The 23045-nt window shown below is 58.9% G+C and carries 23 protein-coding genes and 1 riboswitch; of the genes, 14 read left to right on the forward strand and 9 right to left on the reverse strand.

What is annotated here, in order from left to right; genetic code table 11:
- Window positions 1–18: 18 nt before the first annotated feature.
- Window positions 19–270: a hypothetical protein gene (locus ACESMK_RS01725; protein WP_372994643.1), complete on the forward strand. Its 252-nt coding sequence runs from the start codon at window positions 19–21 to the stop codon at window positions 268–270.
- Here the strand turns inward: ACESMK_RS01725 and ACESMK_RS01730 are convergent.
- The gene (locus ACESMK_RS01730) at window positions 267–1337 is read right to left on the reverse strand and encodes a hypothetical protein (protein ID WP_372994645.1); all 1071 of its coding nucleotides are present in this window, start codon (window positions 1335–1337) and stop codon (window positions 267–269) included. The two genes, ACESMK_RS01725 and ACESMK_RS01730, sit on opposite strands and share 4 nt — an antisense overlap.
- Window positions 1338–1509: 172 nt before the next feature.
- On the opposite strand from ACESMK_RS01730, the gene ACESMK_RS01735 reads away from it, so the two are divergent.
- The 3 genes from ACESMK_RS01735 to ACESMK_RS01745 are packed head-to-tail and all read left to right on the forward strand — an operon-like array spanning window position 1510 to window position 6017.
- Window positions 1510–4998 carry a response regulator gene (locus ACESMK_RS01735; RefSeq protein WP_372995423.1) on the forward strand — a complete coding sequence of 1163 codons (3489 nt, stop codon included), beginning with the start codon at window positions 1510–1512 and terminating at the stop codon, window positions 4996–4998.
- A 33-nt stretch (window positions 4999–5031) separates the two neighbouring features.
- Window positions 5032–5589, forward strand: coding sequence for a hypothetical protein (locus tag ACESMK_RS01740; protein ID WP_372994647.1), 558 nt, complete (start codon window positions 5032–5034; stop codon window positions 5587–5589).
- A gap of 14 nt (window positions 5590–5603) precedes the next feature.
- Complete coding sequence (locus ACESMK_RS01745) at window positions 5604–6017, forward strand: response regulator (RefSeq protein ID WP_372994649.1); 414 nt, start codon at window positions 5604–5606, stop codon at window positions 6015–6017.
- Between the two features lie 25 nt (window positions 6018–6042).
- Here the strand turns inward: ACESMK_RS01745 and ACESMK_RS01750 are convergent, their stop codons facing one another.
- Window positions 6043–6315 (reverse strand): hypothetical protein, encoded by a 273-nt coding sequence (locus tag ACESMK_RS01750; protein ID WP_372994650.1) that lies wholly within the window; start codon window positions 6313–6315, stop codon window positions 6043–6045.
- A 530-nt stretch (window positions 6316–6845) separates the two neighbouring features.
- Between ACESMK_RS01750 and ACESMK_RS01755 the strand changes: the two genes are divergently transcribed.
- Window positions 6846–7100, forward strand: a complete 255-nt coding sequence (locus ACESMK_RS01755) for a hypothetical protein (RefSeq protein ID WP_372994652.1) — start codon at window positions 6846–6848, stop codon at window positions 7098–7100.
- Between the two features lie 15 nt (window positions 7101–7115).
- Here the strand turns inward: ACESMK_RS01755 and ACESMK_RS01760 are convergent, their stop codons facing one another.
- Window positions 7116–7649: a hypothetical protein gene (locus tag ACESMK_RS01760; protein WP_372994654.1), complete on the reverse strand. Its 534-nt coding sequence runs from the start codon at window positions 7647–7649 to the stop codon at window positions 7116–7118.
- Window positions 7650–7834: 185 nt separating this feature from the next.
- On the opposite strand from ACESMK_RS01760, the gene queC reads away from it, so the two are divergent.
- On the forward strand, window positions 7835–8500 hold the full coding sequence (queC, locus tag ACESMK_RS01765; RefSeq protein WP_372994656.1) for a 7-cyano-7-deazaguanine synthase QueC: 666 nt from the start codon (window positions 7835–7837) through the stop codon (window positions 8498–8500).
- Window positions 8500–9156: a 7-carboxy-7-deazaguanine synthase gene (queE, locus tag ACESMK_RS01770; RefSeq protein ID WP_372994658.1), complete on the forward strand. Its 657-nt coding sequence runs from the start codon at window positions 8500–8502 to the stop codon at window positions 9154–9156. The genes queC and queE overlap by 1 nt, the downstream gene beginning before the upstream one ends.
- Here the strand turns inward: queE and ACESMK_RS01775 are convergent, their stop codons facing one another.
- From ACESMK_RS01775 to ACESMK_RS01790, 4 genes are all read right to left on the reverse strand, one after another.
- Window positions 9157–10224 carry an AraC family transcriptional regulator gene (locus ACESMK_RS01775; protein ID WP_372994660.1) on the reverse strand — a complete coding sequence of 356 codons (1068 nt, stop codon included), beginning with the start codon at window positions 10222–10224 and terminating at the stop codon, window positions 9157–9159. It abuts the gene before it with no gap.
- 154 nt (window positions 10225–10378) lie between these two features.
- Window positions 10379–11266 carry an alpha/beta fold hydrolase gene (locus ACESMK_RS01780; RefSeq protein ID WP_372994662.1) on the reverse strand — a complete coding sequence of 296 codons (888 nt, stop codon included), beginning with the start codon at window positions 11264–11266 and terminating at the stop codon, window positions 10379–10381.
- Window positions 11267–11395: 129 nt separating this feature from the next.
- The gene (locus tag ACESMK_RS01785) at window positions 11396–13003 is read right to left on the reverse strand and encodes an ExeM/NucH family extracellular endonuclease (protein ID WP_372994664.1); all 1608 of its coding nucleotides are present in this window, start codon (window positions 13001–13003) and stop codon (window positions 11396–11398) included.
- 165 nt (window positions 13004–13168) lie between these two features.
- A complete protein-coding gene (locus ACESMK_RS01790; protein WP_372995425.1) occupies window positions 13169–14071 on the reverse strand; it encodes a helix-turn-helix transcriptional regulator in 903 nt (300 codons plus the stop codon).
- A gap of 271 nt (window positions 14072–14342) precedes the next feature.
- Here ACESMK_RS01790 and ACESMK_RS01795 point away from each other — a divergent pair, with 271 nt between their 5' ends.
- The 7 genes from ACESMK_RS01795 (at window position 14343) to ACESMK_RS01825 (ending at window position 21927) form a co-directional block, all read left to right on the forward strand.
- A complete protein-coding gene (locus tag ACESMK_RS01795; RefSeq protein ID WP_372994666.1) occupies window positions 14343–15626 on the forward strand; it encodes an MFS transporter in 1284 nt (427 codons plus the stop codon).
- Between the two features lie 163 nt (window positions 15627–15789).
- Entirely contained in the window at window positions 15790–16215 is a 426-nt protein-coding gene (locus ACESMK_RS01800) for a MarR family transcriptional regulator (RefSeq protein ID WP_222465802.1), read from the forward strand.
- A gap of 3 nt (window positions 16216–16218) precedes the next feature.
- Window positions 16219–17610: an MDR family MFS transporter gene (locus ACESMK_RS01805; RefSeq protein ID WP_372994669.1), complete on the forward strand. Its 1392-nt coding sequence runs from the start codon at window positions 16219–16221 to the stop codon at window positions 17608–17610.
- Between the two features lie 46 nt (window positions 17611–17656).
- Window positions 17657–17844, forward strand: a riboswitch (yybP-ykoY riboswitch).
- Window positions 17845–17848: 4 nt separating this feature from the next.
- On the forward strand, window positions 17849–18418 hold the full coding sequence (locus ACESMK_RS01810; protein ID WP_372994671.1) for a TMEM165/GDT1 family protein: 570 nt from the start codon (window positions 17849–17851) through the stop codon (window positions 18416–18418).
- Between the two features lie 52 nt (window positions 18419–18470).
- Window positions 18471–19517 (forward strand): L,D-transpeptidase family protein, encoded by a 1047-nt coding sequence (locus tag ACESMK_RS01815; protein ID WP_372994673.1) that lies wholly within the window; start codon window positions 18471–18473, stop codon window positions 19515–19517.
- A 105-nt stretch (window positions 19518–19622) separates the two neighbouring features.
- Window positions 19623–21086 carry an NfeD family protein gene (locus tag ACESMK_RS01820; protein WP_372994675.1) on the forward strand — a complete coding sequence of 488 codons (1464 nt, stop codon included), beginning with the start codon at window positions 19623–19625 and terminating at the stop codon, window positions 21084–21086.
- A 37-nt stretch (window positions 21087–21123) separates the two neighbouring features.
- A complete protein-coding gene (locus ACESMK_RS01825; RefSeq protein ID WP_372994677.1) occupies window positions 21124–21927 on the forward strand; it encodes a slipin family protein in 804 nt (267 codons plus the stop codon).
- 42 nt (window positions 21928–21969) lie between these two features.
- On the opposite strand, the gene ACESMK_RS01830 is transcribed toward ACESMK_RS01825, so the two are convergent.
- Both ACESMK_RS01830 and ACESMK_RS01835 read right to left on the reverse strand, forming a co-directional pair.
- Window positions 21970–22251: an Lpp/OprI family alanine-zipper lipoprotein gene (locus tag ACESMK_RS01830; RefSeq protein WP_372994679.1), complete on the reverse strand. Its 282-nt coding sequence runs from the start codon at window positions 22249–22251 to the stop codon at window positions 21970–21972.
- A 205-nt stretch (window positions 22252–22456) separates the two neighbouring features.
- Window positions 22457–23020 (reverse strand): murein L,D-transpeptidase family protein, encoded by a 564-nt coding sequence (locus ACESMK_RS01835; protein ID WP_372994681.1) that lies wholly within the window; start codon window positions 23018–23020, stop codon window positions 22457–22459.
- Between the last annotated feature and the right edge of the window lie 25 nt (window positions 23021–23045).

A 23045-nucleotide genomic window follows, 5' to 3' on the forward strand; every position in this document is an offset into this window, starting at 1 on the left:
CAATGGACGAGAAGCCGAATGGACAAGCCCACACCCCCCAGCCACCAGTCAGCCTCCCGTGAGGTTAAGCTGGACCACCACGACAGTGTTCGCAATCACGTGCACCAGCAGGTGCGCTCGGAAGTCGAGCGGCTTGAACGGCGTATCGAGACCCTCCGTCTTGTCAAAGCCCCCCATGCGGCCATCATGATCTCCACCTATGAACGCATGATCGACCGCAAGAAAGGCTTTTTGCAAAACTGGGATCTCAGGGATGGTGGCGTTAACTAACGACCTGAGGTAGCGACCGTTGCCCAGCTGGTAACGGCCTCCGCGTCTTCCTGATTGGTGCAGTTGGCCGGATTGGCAATGGTGTCCTGCTCGTCGGCTGAATCAGGATCGTCAATGCGGGCCGGCTCCCCGTCCGATGCGAAAATCCTGACCCGTTCCATGTCGTAATCCAGCTCGATTCTGAGGCAGTCCGGACTGTTATCCTCGAGGCTATATCCGGGGTAACGATCGAGTTTGATAACCTCGGATTCGCCGTTCTTGATAAACAGCGTATCGGTGTTTTCGTCAATGAAATCCTGGCGCAATTCCAGGCTGCCGTGGTTCCGGCTGAGGTAGTCGGCCGTCGCGAACTCGGTGGGACTGTAGCCCAGCGTGACGAAGCTGTTGGCGTCAAACCGGCTGCCCGCCAGCACGCTGACAAGTTCCGGCTGGCCCCCCTGCTCCTCTTCCTCCACGCTGCGGCTGACGTACTGGATGGTGCGATACACCTTGTTTTCGAGATCCGACCCTTCCGGGCCATCCGGCAGGTAACGCCAGTCCAGCGTGGGGTAGATCCAGAGCCGGTCGTTCAATGGCCGGTCGGCGATCACGGCCGACTGGTCTGTGAACCGGATTTGTGCGCCGTTGCCCCGGGTGTTGTAGGTTCCTGCGACGCCATCAGCAATACGCTGGCTGATGTACCGTTTGCCCTCCTGGAAATTGGTCACCTCGCCCGAGGCGAGCACCTGATTCATCAGGTCGAGAGGATTGCGCACGCTGTCATAGCTGGTGCCGGAGTCGGTTGGCGTTGCGCGAATAAAAATCCCGATGTGGCTGCGTATTTCGCCAATGGTTTCAAGGTGGTCTGAATCCTCTCCTGCTGGCTGTAAGCCCTGGTAGAAGTCCCAGAATCGGGTGTGGCTGAGGTTGTCCGGGGCCGCATCCGTATTTTCGAGATCAAAACTCGAGAAGGTCAGGTCAACGTTGGTGGCGGGATTGAACGCCGATGGGCCGGTGTCCTCGAGTCCGCAGCCACTCAGAACAAGAGCGGTCATGGAAACAGCGGCGAAAATGCAGGAATGTCTCATTTCAGAAGGCCCCGGGATGCGAAAATCAGTGTAAACGGCTAAAGTGAACCACCGGGGCGATGCAGCTCCGGTCAGGCTCCTGACAGTAAAACAAAAAACAGGTATCTACCCTCGGGGAGATCACATTTTGCGGCAACGGCTAAAATTGGCGCTCACAGCGGTGACGTCTTCGATGATGGCCCTGCTGGTACTGGCCACGGTCATGATGCCGGCGTCGGCCAGTGCAGCCGGACCCTGCCGCGATGGCGAGATCGTACTGGACCGCGGCGTCGAAAGTATCCGCGATCTGGGCGGCTGTATCTGGTATCTCGAAGATCCCGAGCAGTCGCTGACGCTGGATGAGGTCCGCAAACTTAACCCCGACGCCTTTACCCGTCACCAGGGGGGGGTTCTGAACTTTGGCTACACCGAGTCCGCCTACTGGGTTCGCCTGGACCTGCATTCCGGCGCTCGCCTGGATCAGAATGGCTGGATTCTGGAACTTGCCCTGCCGCTGGTGGATGAAGTGGCCCTGTTCATGGTCCGTGACGGGGCTCTGGTCGAGCAGCGGCAGGCCGGTTACGAGGATAACTGGGCTGAACGCGACCTGGCGGTCCCCAATCCCACATTCCGCCTTGCCCTGGCGCCGGATACGCTGAACCATGTCTATCTGCGGGTGGTCAACACCAACACCTTCCGTTTGCCGATCAGCCTGTGGCACCCGGACAGCTATATTGAAAAAGTCTCGGTGGATGAACTGGTGCGGGGCATACTGCTCGGCGCGGTGCTCGCCATCCTGGCCTACAACCTGTTTGTGGCGGTATCGGTACGCGAGCGCAGTAACATCTATTACGTGCTCTATCTGGTGTTCGCCAGTGTCTTCATATTTACCGAACAGGTCCACGGTATCCAGTTGCTGGAGGACCGGCCCGCCATCTTTGACAAGCAGTTTCTTCACTTCCAGATCATCCTGACCTGGTTCTGGGGGCTGTTGATGGCCAGGTCATTGCTGGAGACCCGGGAGCGGTCGACTGACCTTGATCAGGTCATCCGGCTCTGTCTGTACTCGGTGGTTGCAACCTTCGTGCTCTCCCTGTTCCTGCCCTACCATGTGGCCATGGAATGGATTGTGGTTGGCTCGATCCTTTTGAGCATGATCATGATCGTGGTCAGTTACCTGTCCTGGCGCTATTACAATCCCGCAGCACGCTCCTACTTTTTCGCCTGGACCCTCGCTCTGGTCGGTTTCGGAATCTACGCCCTGACGGTAATGGGTATATTGCCTCTGAATACGTTCACCGCCTATTCGCCGCAGTTTGGCCTGACGGCCCAGATCATTCTGTTCTCGTTTGCACTGGCGGACCGGATCAAGCAGGTTCAGGGCGAGGCCCTCAGCTGGAGCCAGCGCGCGTTGTCGAATCTTCAGCGATATCAGTCGCTGTTCGATAATGCCATCGAGGGAGTCTTCCAGATGTCACCGGACAGGCGTTTTGTCACCGCCAACCCGGCCATGGCCAGGCTGTTGGGTTACAACAGCAGCCGGGAACTGCTGAAACGGAATCCGGACGTGCTGGAAACCTGTATCGCCGATGATCGCCTGCGCCGGCTGGTGGTCGAGCAACTGGAGGCCCGGGGAACGGTCAAGGGCATTGAGGCCCGTTACCTGACCCGGGATGGTGATGAGCGCTGGGCGACTATCTCACTGCACACGGTCTATGATACGGAGGGCGAGCCGACCCATCTGGAAGGCACCTGCATCGACGCCACGGAAAGTCACAACCGCCAGAGGATCGAACGGGAACGGGAGCAGGAACGGCTGGAAAAAGAACTGGCCCGTAATTCGGCCGAGGCGAAAAGCCAGTTTCTGGCCAATATGAGCCATGAAATCCGAACGCCGCTGGCAGCGATCATAGGGTATGGCGAAACCTTGCTTGATCCAGACCTCAATGAACGGGAAAAAAGAAGCAGCGCCGAGACAGTCGTGCGCAGCGGCCGACACCTGCTCGACCTGGTCAATGATATTCTTGATCACTCGAAGATCGACGCCAACAAACTGGATGTTGATATCGTTTCGGTCAACCTGCCGGAACTGCTGGATGAGATTCGTGCCTTCTTTGAACCCCGGGCCCGGGAAAAAGGGCTGGATTTCAGCATCATTTGCGAGTATCCGTTGCCCGAGCAGATTCGAACGGACCCGACCCGGCTACGACAGATCATCATTAATCTGTGCGGCAATGCCCTGAAGTTCACTGAAAAAGGCTCCATTTCCCTGGTGGTCCGATGCGACCGCGGCCAGGAATTGCTGGTGGCCCGGGTGGTGGATACCGGCATTGGCATGAAGCCGGAACAGCTGGGGCGTCTGTTTGATCCCTTTGCCCAGGGCAGTGCCGCCATTTCGAGGCAATACGGTGGCACCGGTCTGGGTCTCAGTATCTCACTGCGTCTGGCGGAACTGCTCGGCGGCAGTATTCGAGTCAATAGCACCTATGGCGAGGGCAGCGAATTTGAGCTGTCTATCCGCACCGGCCCCCTGGATCAGGTGCATTTCCTGCGCGATGCCTCTGAGCTGAGCCAGCGCCGCCGGGCCATTCCCATGGTGGTGGCACCGAGACTGTCTGGTCGAATCCTGTGCGCCGAGGACAACGAGGTGAACCGCCGCCTAGTGTCCTTGCTGGTGGCGCGAACCGGTGCAGAGCTGGTGCATGTGAGCAATGGCGCGGAGGCGCTGGAGCTGGCGATTCGTGAGCCCTTTGATCTGATTCTCATGGACATCCAGATGCCGGTCATGAATGGCCGGGATGCGACGGCGGCACTGCGGGAAGCCGGGGTGAATACACCGGTGATCGCGCTTACCGCCAATGTCATGTCTGAAGACATTGCCGATTACCAACTGGCGGGCTGCAATGAGCATCTGGCCAAGCCGATCGACAAGCAGCGGTTCTACGAGACACTGGCACGGTATCTTGCGGTCAGTCCGGACGATTTTCAGGGGGCTCAGCGGCGCTACCAGGGCAAGGTTCTGGTTGCCGAAGACAACGCTGAGAACCGTCAGCTGGTAGAGCGCATGTTGCGACGTGAGGGGCTGGATGTGGTGGCCGTCACCAGTGGCGACGAAGCGGTGCGGGCAGCGCTGTCAGATACCGTTCACCTGGTGCTTATGGACCGTCATATGCCCGGGATGGATGGTGTTGCTGCCACTTTGCTACTGCGCCAGGCTGGGTTCCGGCGGCCCGTAATCGCCTTTACCGCGGGCGACCAGCAGGAAACCGATGCACTTCTCGAAGCGGGTTGTGACGGCGTTCTGAACAAACCAATTGATCAGTCCCACCTGAGGTCCATGCTGGACCGCTTGCTTGGTGGTGGTCCAGCCGTGATGACGGATTCGGACGAAGACGCCGAAATCGCCCATCTGATCGCGCAGTTTCTTGATGGCCTGTCCGGGCGTCGGGAAAGGATGGAAGTGGCGTTGGCAAGCGCTGATCGCGAAACAATCAAAACCGAGGCCCACCAGATCAAGGGTACTGCCGGGGCCATGGGCTATCCTCTGATGACTCGCCAGGCGGGTCTACTGGAAGATCTTCTGAAAGTCACCGAACCGGACTGGGACCGGGTTCGCAGCGAACTCCGGGGGCTCGGTGAAATGATAGACCGTGCCCTCGCTGCTGCGCAAAACCCGGGCTGATGTGTCCCGAGAACAACCAACAGGAAAAACCCGATGAGTGAGCTGCCGGAACGTCGAGAACACCATTCCCTGAGCATGATGTACGGAACCTATGCGGACATCCTGTTCGTGTTGTTTCCCTTTCTGATCATCGGGATGCAGCGATTGTGGGAGGGGCGGCTCTACGAAACCCTGTTGCGACCGGATCTGAGTATCGCGGCTGCCATCCTCGCCGGCCTTGCCATCGGCAAGTTCGTGCTCGGTCTGGTGACCAATCGGGACCTTGGGCGTTACAAGGAGCGGATTGTTTTCTTCATCGCGTTGACCCTGTTTGTGGTTCTGGGCCCGGCAATCATTCTGATATTGAGTATACTGGGGAGCGCGGATGTGCCTGGCTTCGTAACCTTTGTTCAGCCGATTCTCCTGATCATTGCCATTTCCCTGTACACAACGGCCGTGAGCATCAGCAATATACTCACACGATTTGGCATGGAAGAGCCGGCAACGGCACAGAAGAATGCATCGCCAGGGCCGATTCACAGCGAAACGGGCGAGCCCCGCCCGGCCCCGCTGGATCTGCCCCGGCGCACAGGCAACGACCCAACAGCTTGACAGGAGCAACCCCGATGACGGATCTGAGAGTGCTGGTAGTGGAAGATGAGCCGGTGATGCGCGAGCGGTTGGTGGACATGCTCTACAAGGCTGGCGCAACCCGGGTGGAGGAGTGTGTGGATGCTGCCTCCGCCAGGGCGACGTTCAAGGCCAGTGAGTTCCACATCATCCTGCTGGATCTTGGCCTGCCAGATGGCAATGGCCATGAATTGATGCTGGAATTCAAGGATGCCCGGGAGGAGCAGCACATTGTGCTGGTGACGGCCGATGATTCCATCGAGAGCATTCAGCGGGCAATCAGCGCCGGCGCCAATGGTTACGTGGTCAAGCCTTATTCCCAGGAAAAGATCCACGATGTGGTCAACAATTACGCCATGGTTCACGGTGGCGACATGGCTATGATGCAGGGACTGAACCGGCGCCACTGACCGGTTCAGACACACAGCAGGAAGATCAGGCGACCTGACGTGCAATCCAGGAATTGTAGCGGGTTGCCAAAGCCCTCACGTACCTGGCCTCTGCATCGTTCAGGTTGCCCAGAACCCCTTTGAAGATCCAGCCCCGTTCGTACACACCCAGCACCCGCTGTTCGTCATCCAGGTTGACGCGCTGATTCAGTTTTTTACAGATCGCATCCAGCAGCGGCAGCTTTTCCGGGCGTTTGATCGGGCCCTGGCGATTGGTGATGGGCTGGTTTGCTGCACGAGTTGTCGGATGTCTTTTCATGATGTTCTCCTTGTCGTTTTGCGGCTGCAAAAACAAAAACCCCGGTTGCCTGGGGGCGACCGGGGTTCTGCGGAGAAGCTGACCCGGTCGCTACAAAGGCTCCCGGGACTGACCGAAAGCCGTTAGATGTCTTTCACCATTGCACGAACAGACTGCCCTGCATGGCAACCTGCGGCTGTGTAAGCAATGAACTGTGTAATCATTCGGGTCATACCGGCTCTTTTGTTTCGGTTCGAATACCAGTGTATAGGCTAATGCCCGGTTTGCAATAGGTCAGTCTCTTCGGCAAACCCCTACAGACGGCCCCGGGGGCACTTGGCATACTTTGCAGCGTCACGTGTTTTACGTTGTGCAATCCTGACGGCCTGCCGCGCCAGGCCGTCTATGGATCTCTCCTTTCTACGCAGCCTCTATGGCTGCGTTTTTTTTTGCATAGTGGAATTTCCGTAGCCACTACTTCGTACAGATTTCCCGGACTGTCCTGGCGATAATTTGCACACTAACTTTTCATTTATTGCCACAGACAGAGGTTGAAACTCAGGAAAATGTCCGACGACGCCGGATCTGCCAGTAGAAAGTTCCGTTCCCACGCACTCATTGAACTCGCTCTGATCGTTGCCCTTGGCCTTTATCTGCTGGCCGCTCAGGAACAGGTCGTGGGCGAAAATCTGGTGTTTACCGTGGCTGGTGCCGGGTTGATGGCACTGGTGACCTACTGGACACTCAATACCCTTCGGGATGGTCTTGAAGTCATCGCGTTGCGGGTTCGCCACATCAGGCACTGAATGCCCGATACCGGATCAGGCCTGACGGCTCTGGCCTGCCACTGGCATCAATGCATCTTCGTCCAGAGCGATTCGTTCCCAGGTTTTATGGAGGATGAGCGCGTCATTTGCCGCCCGATGCACTGGCAGGCCAAGTTCTGTAATCACCTGCTGGCGAAGCGCCGACCATTGGCGAACCTGTCGGGTGTCGAGCAGCGCTGAAATGGACTCCAGCTGAAAGGTCGGGCTGATACGCGCGGCCCTGAACAACCGGTGCAGCCAGAAACTGTCGAATGTCCAGGCATCGCAAAACACCTGCTCTGGCAGCAGTTCATTCAGGGCCCCGGCCACTTCACTGACGGCAATACCCTCCGCTTCCAGAGTCTGGCGGGAAATGCCGTGTATCTGTTCAGCGCTTTCCGACCAGTCCTGCCACAGGACATGGGGGCAGATCAGCCAGCTGTGGAGGGTGCCATCCGGCATGCAAATCCCCACCTCAATCGGGTAGCTCGCGATCAGATCAAGACTGGAGGCCTCGAAATCGATGAATGCCGGGCGGATAGTGGTCATGGGGTCAGTGTAGCTGATGAGTTGTTTTTAGCCGAGTTTACCCGCCCCGAACCCGAGACGCGAACCCAACCTGTGCCTGCACTGTTACAATATGTCCATTCATTGTAAAAGCCCGATGACAGCAACAGGCCTCGGGCGCGACAGTAAACCAGACCATACCCAATCGCACCATACGGGGAGCCCGAATGACAGACACCGTGGTTGTAATCTATTCCGGAGGCATGGACTCCTATACCCTGCTGCACCTGGCCAGGGAAAAGGGGTATCAGGTGCATGCACTGTCCTTCAACTACGGTCAGCGCCACGTCCGGGAGCTTGAGTGCGCGCGCTCGGTGTGCGAGGCCCATGGTATTCCGCACAAGGTGATTGATATCCGGGCCATGAGTGAGGTGATGACCGGCTCATCGTTGACCTCGGATCTGGATGTGCCGGAAGGTCATTATGAAGAAGACAGTATGAAAGCGACGGTAGTGCCAAACCGCAACATGATCCTGCTGTCGCTGGCGACGGGTTACGCCGTTACCTCAGGCGCTGGTGCTGTATGGTACGGGGCTCACGGTGGCGACCATGCCATCTACCCGGACTGCCGTCCGGAATTTGTGGAAAAAATGGATGCCGTTTGCCGTGTGGCCAATTATGAGCCGGTGGGCATCGAGGCACCTTTCATGGCTATGGACAAGGGCCAGATCCTGGCCGAAGGCCTCCGCCTGGGGCTGGATTATTCGCAGACCTGGACCTGTTATAACGGCCGGGCGCAGGCTTGTGGCCGTTGCGGCTCGTGCGTTGAACGCCTTGAAGCGTTTGCCGTCAATGGTGTGACCGATCCTCTTGAATACGAGGGCGCAGGCTGATGTATCGGGTCAAGGAAGCCTTCTACACCCTCCAGGGCGAAGGCGCCCAGGCCGGCCGGGCGGCCGTGTTCTGTCGTTTCAGTAAATGCAACCTGTGGACCGGCCGTGAGAAAGACCGTGCCACTGCCGTGTGCAATTTCTGTGATACCGACTTCGTCGGCACGGACGGTCAGAATGGTGGCCGTTTTGAAACACCGGAAGCCCTGGTCCGTCACATACGCAACCTCTGGCCGGACGCGCCAGGCAAGCCCTACGTGGTCTGCACCGGCGGTGAGCCCCTGTTGCAGTTGGATACCGCTCTGATCGAGGCGTTCCATCGGGAGGGCTTTGAAGTTGGCGTGGAGACCAACGGCACCCTGCCTGCTCCTGATGGCATTGATTGGCTTTGCGTCAGTCCCAAGGCCGACGCGCCGGTGGTGATTGAGGCCTGTGACGAGCTGAAACTGGTGTATCCGCAGCCCCTGGCGATGCCGGACCGATTCCTGGGCATCCGCGCGCGCCATTATTTCCTGTCGCCGATGGCCTCTCCTTCAATACCCGAAACGGCCGTGGATGAGATTAAACAAAGCAATACCCAACGCGCTACCGACTACTGTCTGAGGCACCCCCAATGGCGGCTGACTCTGCAGATGCACAAGATCATTGGCATCGACTGATCACCCGGTAGCCAGCGCAGGGCCTTGGGGCGTCGAAGCTGAGGTCGAAGAATTGCTCCGGAATTGGCTCGGGCTGGTGCCGGTCCAGCGTTTGAAAGCCCGGGTAAAATTCGCCGCATCGGCGTAACCCAGGGCATCGGCAATCTGGCTCAGGTTCATGGTGGTGTTTCGGAGCAGATCGCCTGCCCGTTCCAGTCTGACCTGGTCCACCAGATGCTGGAAACTCGCCGCTTCTTCCTGTAGCCGGCGTTTGAGTGTCCTTTCGGAGACAAACAATGTGCCCGCAACCCGGGCCAGTTTCGGAGGGAAGGGATGACTGGTTTCAATCACCCGCCGGACCCGGCAGGCAAATCCGGCGTCTTCGGTCAGTTGCCGAAGCGCTTCCTCGCACTGGGCCCGGGAAGAGGCAGCCAGTTGGTCGTCGCTGAAGCGTACGGGCAGACTTAGCCGGGCCGCGGGGATCACGAGGGCATTCTCCGTGGCGCTGAACTCCACTGGCACCGGGATCTGTTGCCGGAACCGGTGAAAGTAGGCCGGCTCCGGTCCCCGGCGAACGATTCGCAAACCGTCAACCACCGAGCCCGTCAGTTGCGCCCCCATGGAAACGCAACCAAACAGCATGGCGTCCATGATGAATCCGTGCAGGGGCCCGAGATCGATGTCACAGGTCACGATGTACCAGACGAGGCTGCCGCTCTCCCGCTTGCTGACCTGCAGGTGGGGCACCCGCAGGGTCAGGTACCGGGTCATCAGCTCCATGGCATCGCCAAGGGTTCGGCTGCTCATGACTGCCGTACCGAGGGCGCCGTGAAGCGGAAGCTTCAGTTCCCGGGCGAGCATGATGCCGAGCCCCGGCTCACCGCTCTCGATAATGGCCCGGGTTACAAATTCGCTGGCCTGGGTCTGGCTGACCCGGAGATCGGTGGATTGCAGGCGAGCCGGGTCGAGACCGACCCGGAGCAAAAGGTCCTGTTCGTCAACACCGATGGTATTCAGCAGCTCGGCCAGAAGGTGCAGGTAAATGGCCGGCATGCCGAGGTCCTGTGCCGTTGAAACTGAGGCGCGCATGGGGTTTCCTCGTCTTATTCTGTTCTTGTTATGTCGCAGAACGCGTAGTGTCAGAGATTATGGCGCCTCCCGTTGCATTCCCCCATGACTTGACTGACGCAATAAATGGCCCGAAAGGCCAATCGTCGGTTGTATTCCGGGTTGGCCGAGCCGGCTACCGTCCGTGGCGGCGAACAAAGCTTTCCAGAACGGCCGCGGAGCGCACGGGAGTTTCCAGCATGGGAAGATGCCCGACGCCCCGGAACATATGAATCTCGGCGTGGGGCGTGGCCGAACCAAACCAGTCAACGCAGCGGGTCGGGGTAATCACATCCCGGTCACCCCATTGGACCTGCAGTGGCGGTGTCTCAGGGCCCAGGTAACGTGCCGGTGCCAGGGCGTCCGCCACCATGTCGCGAAAAATGTGCCTGAGCGCGTCGGTGCGGCCCAGAAGGTCTGGCCCCAGAAGGCCGGTCATGGCCAGTCCGGAGACAGTGGGTTTGCCGGTGCCGACACTGTTGAACATCCGGTAGACCCCTTTCCAGTCACGGGGAATGAGGATGCCGTCCCGATCGGATTCGAAGGGGGCATGAATGTCCACCCGGGCATGTTCCGGTATCCCGGCACTGTTCAGCAAGGTCACTGACCGTGGTGCAGGGTCGAGCGTGTGGGCCAGCACCGCCGCAATGGCACCGCCCATGGAACTGCCGGCCAGGTGGACATTGTCCGTGTCAAAGCCTGCGAGCCACTGGCCTAGCCGCCGGGCCTGAGTTTCGTAGCGGTAACAGGCCCCGGGCAGGTAATCGCTTTCCCCAAAGCCTGGCAGATCCGGTGCCAGCAGGTGCCAGTGCCTGGGGAGTCGCTGTAACCAGAAGCCCCAGTTTTCCTTCATGGCGGCAAAGCCGTGGATCAGCACAACGGTCGGTTTTCCGGCGCCCGGGGTTCCCCGTTCCAGATACACCAGTTTGTGGCCATCCAGCCGGGTTTCCCGGCGCCGGGCTTGCAGCAGCAGTCGTTGGCCGGTGCGGGCGGCAGGCCAGAGGTTGGGTGTGGGAATTCTCATGGTTATCAGCGATCACCGGTTATGGGTCTGTCCGCCAGTCTACCGCTCCCAGCCCCCGGAGCCTTGGCCATAATGCCTGCCCGGGCCGGCGAATGGGCAATCGCTGCGATTAAATGCCGCCAGTCCCGACTATCGAAGCTTGACGTCGACAATAACCGGGTTGTGATCTGAGGATCGCCAGGGGCCGTTCCCGGTCGAACCCGGATCACCCTGGTAGCCGAGAACCCTCGGTTCATCGCTATTCACCAGCCAGCTTCGGGCGTCAATGACATGGGGCCTGAGTGTTTCCGACGCCAGGGCGTAATCCAGCGTGCCTTTCTCGCCCTGGTAGCGATAGGTGTAATGATCGCAGTTGTTCGGGGTGCAGGGGTGAAACTGGTGGACCATGCTGGTGAAACCGGCTTCAGCCAGCAAGGCAATTGAATGCTCCTGCGTGTAACTGTTGAGGTCGCCGGCAATCAGGGTCCCCATCGAGCGCCTGTCTTTCGAGACAGTGCCGGGCCAATTGGCCAGCGCTCTGGCTTCGGAGGCCCGTCGGTGGGCGTAACAGCCCTGGCCATCGGATTGATCCTGGTCGTCGCCTTTGGCGCCCCGGCAGGATTTGGATTTAAGGTGGGGAACCACGACCCTGATGGACTCTTCACCGTCGACACGACGGAAATCCTGGGCCAGGGGCGGACGACCGCCGGCTCTGAACGGACCGTTGTCCAGACGTTCTGGCGGTCCAGTGGTGATCACCCGGTCACTGCGATACAGCAGTCCGGTCCGGATCTGGTCTGTGCCGTCCTGGCCTGGCGTGCTGACAAACCGCCACTGGCCGCCCAGGGCGGAAGACAGTGCTGCGATTGCACTGTCGGGGCCGTAGCCATCGTTCTCCAGCTCGGTGACCGCGAGAATGTCTGGATCCGGAGCCTGAAGCGTACGGATTAAACGTTGCTGCTGGCGCTGGAACTCAGCCTTCGTTGCTGCGCCTCGCGGAGTGGGGAAGGCGCCTCCCAGGCCATTACCGTTAAAGTAATTGCCGAGATTCAATGCCACGATGCGGATCGAATCATTGGTTGGCTTAGGTGGCGCCGGTTCTCGAGGGTTAGAAGCGAGGAAGCGGGGCTCCCGGTCCGGCTGGACCCGCCAGGCGTCAAACCGGAAATCCAGCACACCGACGAGCCCTTCGATCTGGTCGCCGGCCCGCACGGTTGCCGAAGACAGTCCCGCAGGTGGCCAGGGCACGGGCCGGGGGTTCCTGCGGGACTGGTTGTCGTCAAGCAGCACCCTGTTCTTCTGGTTCTGGATGGATTCTTCATAGGCCTGGGCGCCGGGGGGGAGATACTCGGTTGGCTGAACCTGGTCCGAGGCGGCCAGTACCAGCTCGCCATAGCGGCCGAGATTGTAATTGTCCACCACAGTCAGGGGGTGACGGAACGTCACCCTCATGTTCTCCAGTTGCTCCGGGTTCACGGTCCAGGGCAGCGCCAGGGGGACGGGGGCCGGCAACGCTTCCCTTCCGCAAACATGAAGGTGCCGCACTGCTACCAGTTCAGTCAGTCCATGGTATTCCTTGACCTTGCCGGTTACCCGAAGGCGCGCACCGGGTTCGCCGGTATCGCGATCGGTATAGACGAAAAGTGCTTCGGATGTGGCCGGATCCCCGTCGGTCTGATGGTCAGCCTGCTGCAGGTAGAAGCCACCAAAACCGCTGGCTGACCGGGAATCCTGGGTCAGTATTCCTTCCACCGTCACGGCTTTTCCCACCATTGGCGAGGTAGGGCCTTTGCCCTGGACTGCGGATATGGGAGTTGCGGGGTCGCCACAGTCTGATTCCGCCGTTGCCCCAATGGGCAATAGCGACAGAATCAGGAAGCAGAGAAAAGAATACAACCGGGTTTCAGGATTCACGCCATCGATTTAGCTGAGGCCGGCAACGGCTTTAAGGGCCTGTTCACGCTTGCTGCCGAAGCCCAGCTGGTCCGGATTGGCGAGCTCAAGTTGCTGTACCAGCGGGTCCGGGTGCTGGTTGTCGAAGGTAATGCCGAGACGTGACAGCACATAGGGTGCAAGGGCGGCGCGGGTGTCAACCTCCAGCCTGCCATGCTCCATGCCATAGTCCCGGGCGATAATCTGTTGCTGTGCTTCGGTCAGACGCCGGTCCGGGGTAACCACCAGGGTAACCTCCCGGTTCCAGTCGTCGTCCTGCTGCCGGCTGTGTTTTGCCCGCTGCCTGAGCGCTTCGGGAGAGGCCCGGAAACGGCTCAGGGCAAAATCTCGGAATTCCCGGTTGGAGTCACACCAGGCCCTCAGGTGCCAACTGTTACCGGCACAAACCAGCGTGTGAGGTTCAAGGATGCTCTCCACCGCTTCCGGTCTGCTCAGTGAGGCGTAGCTGGCACGCAACTGCCTGCCCTGGCGGGTTGCCGTTACCACGGCACGCATGGTCGCCGGCGCAATCACACGGTTCGGACCTTGCACCACGGTGCTGTCCGGCAAGCCAATGTTCAGGGATTCAAAGGTATTGCTGAGATTCTGCTGGCGGGCCAGCAGGTCCAGATACTCATTGACCAGCCCCCGCGTAACCACCGGACGAAATTTCTCGGCCGGCACATAGCCTTTCAGATGGCGGTCGTAAACCAGGTTGCCCGGCGCCAGCTCGCGCAGGTAGGTGTTGATGTCCTTGGACGCCTGCTGACGACCGATGCCAAAACTGTGGCAGATGTGGTTAGTCGTCAGACGACCTTCCCACAGGGCAATGGTTTCAATCAGTCGGTAGCGAAGCAGCAGATCCCAGCGGATGGGCCAGTCCGTTTTTTTCATAACCAGGCGCTCACGGTCCAATGAATAGCTCACTTTCATGTTACCTGCTCCGGCACGCAGGGTCTGTTACGGCACATTAATGTAAAACGGTGTTAAACCGCTCCACAGCGGCCTTTGGAGCTTTTTGTGACGCAGTTAACAGGTTTCGGGAAGTGCCTAGTGGTTTCCCTCGCCGGTCCTGATTTAATACGCGCCCGGCAAGTTCCGGCGCTTACTGCTATTTTGTCTGTCAATCATCCGAAAACATCCTGTAACGCCCGGAGTCGCTGTAATGACCCGAATGGTCACCTCCCTTTCTGCCCTGATTCTGAGCATCATTCTGCTGGTCAGCGGTAATGCGTTCCTGATGACCTTGCTGGGCATTCGTCTCAGCATCGAGGCGATATCGCCGGATATTATCGGCTGGATTCTGGTCTGCTACTCCATCGGTTTTGTGTTGGGTACGCTGTATGTTCACCGCATTATAGGTCGTGTTGGTCACATTCGTGCCTTTGCCGTGTTTGCGGCCATTGCCGCTGTCACCTCATTGCTTTATCCGATGGCAGTTTCCGAGATTTTCTGGGCGGCACTCCGGGTGCTCTCCGGCTTCAGCATTGCCGGTGTGCTTGTGGTTATCGAAAGCTGGTTCTCCAGCCGGGCTACCAACGCCAACCGAGGGGCCCTGTTTGCTGTCTACCAGATTGTGTTCTACCTATCTGCCGCCGGCGGCCAGTTAATTGTGAATATTGGCGATCCGTCCAATTTCATGCCGTTCTCGATTGCCGCAATTCTGCTGACCTTGGCCCTGGTACCGCTCTCGATGACCCGGATGGAAGCGCCGGTGATCGAACAGGTGCAGCGTATTTCCATTTTCACCCTTGCCCGTGAGTCCTTTACCGGTGTTGCCGGCGCCTTGATCTGCGGCATCATGATCGGCGGTTTTTACGCGTTGGGGCCGGTGTATGCGACGCTGGTCGGGCTGGACGTTGCCAGGACTTCCACCTTCATGGCCAGTGCCATCGTTGCGGCCATGATTCTGGCCTGGCCGCTGGGTCGCCTCTGCGACCGTTTTGACCGGCGTCGGGTGATGTTCTGGGTGGCTCTGTTTGCCGCTTCTTCTGCAGGCGGCGTCGGAGTACTGGGCGCCTCCAACCTGTGGCTGCTGACGTTGCTGGTCGGGCTGTTCACCGGTCTGTCGGCCACTTTGTATCCGATTGCCGTTGCGATCACCAATGACCGTATGGAAAGTTCCCGTATTGTCGCAGCCAGCGCTACGCTGCTGCTCAGTTATGGTGTTGGCAGTGTGATCGGCCCGGTCGCCATGGCGGAGCTGATCAACCTGCTGGGTCCGAAAGGCCTGTTTTTCGGCAATGCAGGCTTCCTGTTGCTGCTGGCGGTTATCACCAGCTACCGGATCAGTCATACCGAAGATGTTGCCGTGGCGGATCAGGAACACTTCGTACCTGCTATGCCGGAGGCTTCACCGGTGCTGGCTGAGCTGGATCCCCGGAATACAGACTTTCATGAGTCTCCTGAAGTTGAGGAGATGCATGAGGAGCAGCGTCAGGCTGGCTGACGTTGCTTTCGGTTTTCCCCGATTTTGTTTTTACTTCCATATCTGTTTTTATTTCAATGGTTAGCATACTATTGGTGACTTTCCGATAATGTGAGTTGCTGGCCGAGTGCGGCACCGCGCGAGGCCCGGGCCAAGCCCCTTTTTTTGAATGGAGTGACGACAGATGAGAGACCAGTTTCCTTTTGCGGTGGCCCGGGTTACCCGGCGCTGGAGAAAAATGCTCGATGAGCGCCTGAAGGATCTGGGCGTCACCCAGGCGCGCTGGAGCACCATGGTGTATCTGGAGAAAGGCGGTGAGGGCCTGACTCAGCGTGAACTGGCCAGCCTCATGGCGATTGAGAATCCGACCCTGGTTCGACTGCTGGACAGCCTGGAGCAGCAGGGCCTGATCGAACGGCGGCCCTGTCCGAATGATCGCCGGGCCCGCCGCCTGCATCTGACAAGCGCCGGACGGGCGTTTATGGATGACCTGTCGGAGCGTGCCGAGGTGCTGCGCGAAGAAATGCTGGAAGGCATCAGCGACAAAGAGATCGAGTGTACTGTGAAGGTTTTCCACAAAATCCTGGAAAACGCTGAAAAGCAGAAATGATCCTTGGCTGATAACTCAGTCGAGGGCCTGAAAGCCCGCTACGGAGATCGCTGGCGCTGGCTGGCAGTGGCTACGGTGATGATAGGTACCATGGCCACGGTGCTCAGCGCCACCGTGGTTAACGTAGCGCTGCACGACATCATGGTGGAGTTCGGGATTCGCCAGGGCCAGGTTCACTGGCTGGCGACGGGGTTTATCGCCGCCATGACCACCACCATGCTCGCCTCCTCCTGGCTGCTGGACCACTTCGGGGTTCGTAAAACCCTCGCCGTCGCCATGTTTCTGTTCACCCTGATTTCAATTGCCGGCGGTTTTGCGGAAACGCCGGGGCAGCTCATTGCCGCGCGAATAGGCCAGGGTGCCATGGCCGGCTTGATGCAGCCCATGGGCATGTACCTGGTGTTCCGGATTTTTCCCCGCCATCGGCGAGGCCAGGCCATGGGAATCTATGGCATGGGGGTGATTCTTGCCCCGGCATTGGGACCGGTGTTGGGTGGTTTCCTGGTTGATCAGCTTGATTGGCGTTACGTCATGTTTGCGCCGGCCCCGGTGACCCTGGTGGGTGTCCTTATGGCCTGGCGCTTTCTGCCGCTGCCAGTCTCCCGACCTGCGCCCTACCGTTTTGACCTCCCCGGATTGTTGTTGCTGGGGCTTACTATTGCGCTGTCGCTGGATGCCCTGAACAGATTGCAGCATGCGGCGGGACAGAAGAGCTGGATGATTGCCGAAGCCTTGCTGGCCCTTGTCGGTCTGGTGCTGTTCGTCCTGCGGGAGCGACATGCCTTGCATCCGTTGGTCAACATAGGCCTGTTGCGTAAACCGGCGTTCTTATATGCCTGTCTCGGAGCCATGGCACTCGGCCTCGCCCTGTTCGGATCCACCTACCTGATCCCCTTGTTCGTGCAAACGACCCTTGGGTTCACCGCGATGGAGGCCGGATTGCTGATGCTCCCGGCCGGCATTGTTCTGGGCATGACGTTCCCGTTGGCTGGTCGGCTGGCGGACAGGCAGAGCGCACGAGGCCTGGTTCTTTTTGGCATTGCCGTCTTTGCTCTGTCAGCGGTGCTGTTTGCCGTGTCGGACCTCAACCTGGCCTTTGGCTGGCTGGCCCTGTGGACCGTTTTCGGGCGTATCGGAATAGGCTTCATGCTTCCTGCCCTTTCGACGGGCGCGTTGAATCCACTGGACGCGCAGGAGTTGGGAGCCGGCTCAAGCACCCTGAATTTCATGCGCCAGCTTGGCGGTGCTTTTGGTGTCAACCTTGTGGCGCTGACCATCGAGTTCGGTGAGCACAGTGCGGGCATGCCAACGATCAACGCGTTTCATTCGGCCTGGTGGCTGGTGGCGGCATTCGTGGCGGTCGCCGCAATTCCGGTATGGAAGATGCGGGTCTAGCCTCTCGCCTGGTTGCGGCCCTGTTCCGAATTCATTAATATGCCTGCAACTCTTCAGGGGAGTAGCCTCCGCACCGGAACTGCCGGTCGGATGGTAGTCAACATACTTGGGGCCAAATCCCCATGGCTACCATGTCTCACCGCGACACCGGTGAAACTGGCAAGACCTGAGGCGGTTTCACCTCCATAGGGCGGAAGGTGGGCTGCCTCATGTCTGGTTATCCGCCCTGGAGTTTTTCATGGACGCATTCCTCGCTTCAACGGTCGCCGTCGCCATAGCGGAAATTGGTGACAAGACCCAGCTGTTATCGCTTTTCCTCGTTGCCCGGTACGCCACCCGCCTGCCCATTATCCTCGGCATTTTTGTCGCTACGGTTCTCAATCACGCTCTGTCCGCCTGGTTTGGTGCCTGGGTGGCTTCGTATATTCCTGAAGCCTGGCTACCGTGGATTCTGGCCTTGAGTTTCATCGCGATTGCGCTGTGGTTGTTGGTGCCGGACAAGGATGACAGCGACGATTCGAAATTTCTGGGAATGGGCGCCTTCATGGCCACCACCATCATGTTTTTCCTTGCGGAAATCGGTGACAAGACTCAGGTTGCAACCGTTGTTCTCGCTGCCCGCTATACGGAGACCTTTTGGGTGATTCTGGGCACGACAGTGGGGATGCTGCTGGCGAATATACCGGTTATCATGGCAGGGCGGTGGCTGATGGAAAGGTTGCCCCTTGCCACGGCACGGATTGGTGCGAGCGTTCTCTTTGTGGCGCTTGCCGTCGTCACAGTGTGGGCGACTTATATGAACTCCTGAGGATACTTGCTGTCACTGTATCCGGTTGTCTGATGCTTTCGGAATGTTTTCTATGTGGTTCAGATTCTTAGCGGTGTTTTCTCTGGCACAGGTTCTGGTGTTTCTGACCCCTGCCGTGGCGGAGCCTGTGGCTGCTGCCAGCAATCCGGACACCCCGGCAAAGCAGGACAAAAGCCCTCGTGTGCCGACGTTCCCGATCCGGGGTGACCTGGCCGGCGAGCTCGGTGTTTTCGAAACCCGCTACGAGGACACCTTTGCGGGTATCGGCAACCGTCTGGCCATGGGCTATCTGGAGCTGGTGAAGGCCAACCCCGGAGTGGATCCGTGGCTACCCGGGGAAGGCACTACCATTACGCTGCCGCGTCAGTATGTGCTGCCCGACTCCCGGCGTGAGGGTATCGTCATCAACCTGGCGGAGTATCGCCTGTACTACTTTACCGATGAGGGTGTGCAGGTTTACCCCGTTGGGGTCGGTACCGCAGAGAACCCCTCCCCGCTGACCGATGCAGAAGTCACCATGCCACTGGAATCCCCGGCGTGGTATCCACCGGCAAGCATTCGGGCGGAGTACGAGGCGTCCGGTGAGTACCTGCCCCGCATGATTCCGCCCGGCCCAGGCAATCCGCTTGGCACCCACGCCCTGATGCTGAGTGAGAAAGGCTACCTGATCCACGGAACCAACAAGAAGTTTGGTGTCGGCATGCCGGTCAGCCATGGTTGCTTCCGAATGTATAACGAGGACATCTCCCGGTTTGTCTACCAGGTTGAAAAAGGCACGCCGGTACAGGTGGTGCATGATGCCGTCAAGATCGGCTTCTCGGACGGTGAGGTCTGGCTTGAGGTGCATCGACCCCATGAGGACTATTCCAGCGAGGATCGCGAGCGACTGTGGCAGCAGGTATTCGCCGAAGTCGAGGCCTTCCGCTCCCGGCATCCGGGTGTTGAGGTCAAACGCGGTGCCATTGAGCTGGCGGTCGACCAGGCTGACGGCATGCCAACCATGATTGGAGAGCGGCTGACTCGGGTGGCCGCAGACAAGAGTGTCGAGGAGAAATCGTCGGAATCGGCGAGCGAGCCGGAGCAGCGGCTATACTTCTGACACAGTAGTCTGCGCATGAGCACTGTCCCGGGTGAGACAGAACCGCGGTCAGAGTGTCATCGTATTGCTATTTAACCGAATTAATTCCGGATCCGGGGAGGCGTTATGCAGGCACACCATCCCATGCGATCACAGAATCCCGCCCGTCTTCGGCTTTGGGCCCTGGTGCTGCTGACTGGCGTGGTGCTTGCCCTGGGTTCTCTGGCCCATCAGGTCTTTGCCCAGCAGAAGTCCTCAGAGACCGCTCTGGTTCTTACCGTTGAAGGTGCCATTGGCCCTGCAACCATGGACTACGTCACCCGCGGCATTCGCAGGGCAGAGTCTGAGGGCGCTGGCCTGGTGATCATTGAAATGGACACCCCGGGCGGCCTGATGGATTCCATGCGGGGTATCATCAAAACGATTCTTGCTTCCGAAGTACCTGTCGCTACCTATGTTTCACCCCAGGGCGCCCGGGCGGCCAGCGCCGGCACTTTCATTCTTTACGGTAGTCACATTGCCGCCATGGCCCCGGCGACAAACCTGGGTTCAGCGACGCCGGTTCAGATGGGCGGTCTGCCAGGCAGCCCGGAACCGGAGAGCGATCCGGCCTCCGGTGAGCCACAGACTGAGGAAGGATCGGACGCCGAACAGCAAGCCAGCGATGATGACAGCAAACGTCGCGGTGGAACCGCCATGGAGCGCAAGGTTCTGGAAGACGCCGTCAGCTACATTCGGGGCCTGGCGGAGCGCCACGGCCGGAACGCCGACTGGGCGGAGGAAGCAGTCCGGGAAGCGGTGAATCTTGGGGCCGATGAGGCGCTTGAAAAGAACGTCGTCGACGTGGTGTCACCCAATATCCGGGATCTGCTCCAGCAGTTGGATGGCCGAACGGTGCGCATGGCTTCGGGTGACATGACCCTCAAAACCGCCAACCTGGAAGTCGTCAGATCCCAGCCTGACTGGCGGACCCGCCTGCTGTCAGTGATTACCGATCCGAACGTCGCCTATTTCCTGATGATTATCGGCTTCTACGGCATCATCTTCGAACTCGCCAACCCCGGTGCGGTGGTGCCGGGCGTGATCGGCGCTATCTGCCTGATTCTCGCACTCTTCGCCTTTCAGGTTCTGTCGGTAAATTACGCCGGTCTGGCATTGATCATCCTCGGGTTGGCGTTCATCGTGGGGGAGGCCTTTGTACCCAGTTTCGGGATTTTGGGGGTTGGCGGCATTGTCGCTTTTGTCACCGGGTCCGTCATCCTGATGGATGGCAGTCACCGGGATATTTCCCTGCCAACGATCGGAGGCACCGCCGTCGTGGCTGCCGGGTTTATCCTGTGGACAGTGACCCGTTTTATCGGTCTGAGACGACGGCCCCCAGTCAGTGGGACCGAGCAGCTCACCCATGAGGAGGGCGAGGCGCTGGATGAATTCTCGGAAGAGCATGGCCACTATCGCGGCCATGTCCGGCTCAGTGGTGAGCGTTGGAATGCGATCAGTGAAGAGCCCGTCAACGAGGGCGACCGGGTTCAAGTGACGGCAATAGAAGGTTTAACAGTAACTGTCAGGGTCATTCCGGACAACGGCTGACCGGGCAGACAAAGCAACGGCAATACAAGGAGGCCGTATGATTGGTGATCTGATTCCCTATCTGGCACCCACGGTGGTGTTACTGCTGATTCTTGGTTCGGCCATCAAGATCCTGCCGGAATATGAGCGTGGCGTGGTGTTCTTTCTCGGTCGTTTTCAGGGGGTTAAAGGCCCGGGTCTGATCATTGTTATTCCCGGCATCCAGCAGATCGTCCGGGTTGACCTGCGGGTGATCACCCTGGACGTCCCCAGCCAGGACGTGATCTCCCGCGACAACGTGACGGTGCGGGTGAATGCCGTACTCTACTTCCGTGTGGTGGATCCAGAACGAGCGATTATCCGGGTGGAGGACTACAATTCTGCAACCAGCCAACTGGCTCAGACCACGCTAAGGTCGGTGCTGGGTAAACATGATCTTGACGAAATGCTGTCGGAGCGGGACAAGCTCAATTCCGATATTCAGGAAATCATTGATGCCCAGACCGAGGAATGGGGCATCAAGGTGGCGAACGTGGAGATCAAGCACGTGGATCTCAATGAGTCCATGATTCGCGCTATTGCCCGTCAGGCGGAGGCCGAGCGCGAACGTCGGGCCAAGGTTATCCACGCCGAGGGCGAACTGCAGGCGTCGAAGAAGCTGGTGGAAGCGGCGGATGTCATGTCCACCAACTCCGGCTCCATGCAATTGCGTTACCTGCAGACTTTGGCGGATATGAGCAACACCAACTCATCCACCATCGTATTCCCGCTGCCAATGGAGCTGATGACCACGTTCCTGAAGGAAAACAAACCCTTTACGCCTGATAAGCCCGATCCGGACAAACCCGAACCCGAGGCATAAAAAAAGGCCGGCATTGCCGGCCTTTTCTGTTACGTATCAGCCTTACTTCTGGCTGGCACGCTCGAGCATACGCTTGGCACGCTCGTTTGCTTCGTCAGCAGCTTTCTGGGCTGCCTTGGCAGCGGCCAGAGCTTCTTCCGCAGTCTGCTGGGCAGTGCGGGCAGAGCTGGCAGCGCTGTTAGCGGTGTTCAGTGCATTGTCAGCGGTGCGCTCAGCGGAGCTGGCGGTTGCATTCGCTTCGTCGATGGCGCCCTGATCAGTAGTGGCACAACCTGCAGTCAGAGCAGTGGCCAGAGCAATCCCGGCGATCGTCAGTTTACGCATTGTAAATCCCCTTATTGGTCGAGTTATTTCCTGTGATCCGAAAGTCAGTATAGACGACTTCCTGTCAACCTGCGCTCGATAGGCGTACCAGGCATTGACTACCGGAGTCGTCAAACAGTGTAAAACACTGTATGCAAGAATGTTAACTGCGGATAGGTAAATTTCCTAAGCATATAACAACAAATTAATGCTGCGCTCGGGCTTTTCAGGGGCGAATGCTGATAGGGGTTCCGTTTGAAACCAGTTGCCAGATTTCGTCCATCTCTTCGTTCGTTACGGCAATGCAGCCTTCGGTCCAATCCAGGCCGACGTAAGCGAAGGCCAGATCGCCGGCGCCATTGGGAAGGCCGTGAATCATGATGCTGCCACCGGGATCCAGACCCCAGGCCGACGCCAGCTCACGGTCCCGCTCGCTGGGGTAGGAAATGTGGATGGATTTGTAGAAATCGCTTTCGGCATTGCGCCAGTCCAGCGTGTAGTCGCCTTCAGGGGTGCGTTGGTCACCCTCGTACAACTTGTGACCTACCGGGTTGTCGCCCAGGGAAATGCGGTAGCTGCGAACCACCTCCTCGCCGTCCATCAGATACAGCCGGCGCTCTGCCTTGCGGACGACCACCTTGCTGACGCTATCAATATCCGCAGGTTCATACATGGCGGCAGCCGGCATCCGGGTGTCTGCTTTGGCCAGCAGCTCAGTGGCGAAGGCGCCCGGAGCGAGTGCCAGGGAGAACAGGGCGATGATCGACAAAATGGCGCGGAAAAGGCTCATGTTCTTAACTTACCAATGATTAATC

The organism is Marinobacter sp. (assembly GCF_041687235.1).
Lineage (GTDB): Bacteria > Pseudomonadota > Gammaproteobacteria > Pseudomonadales > Oleiphilaceae > Marinobacter.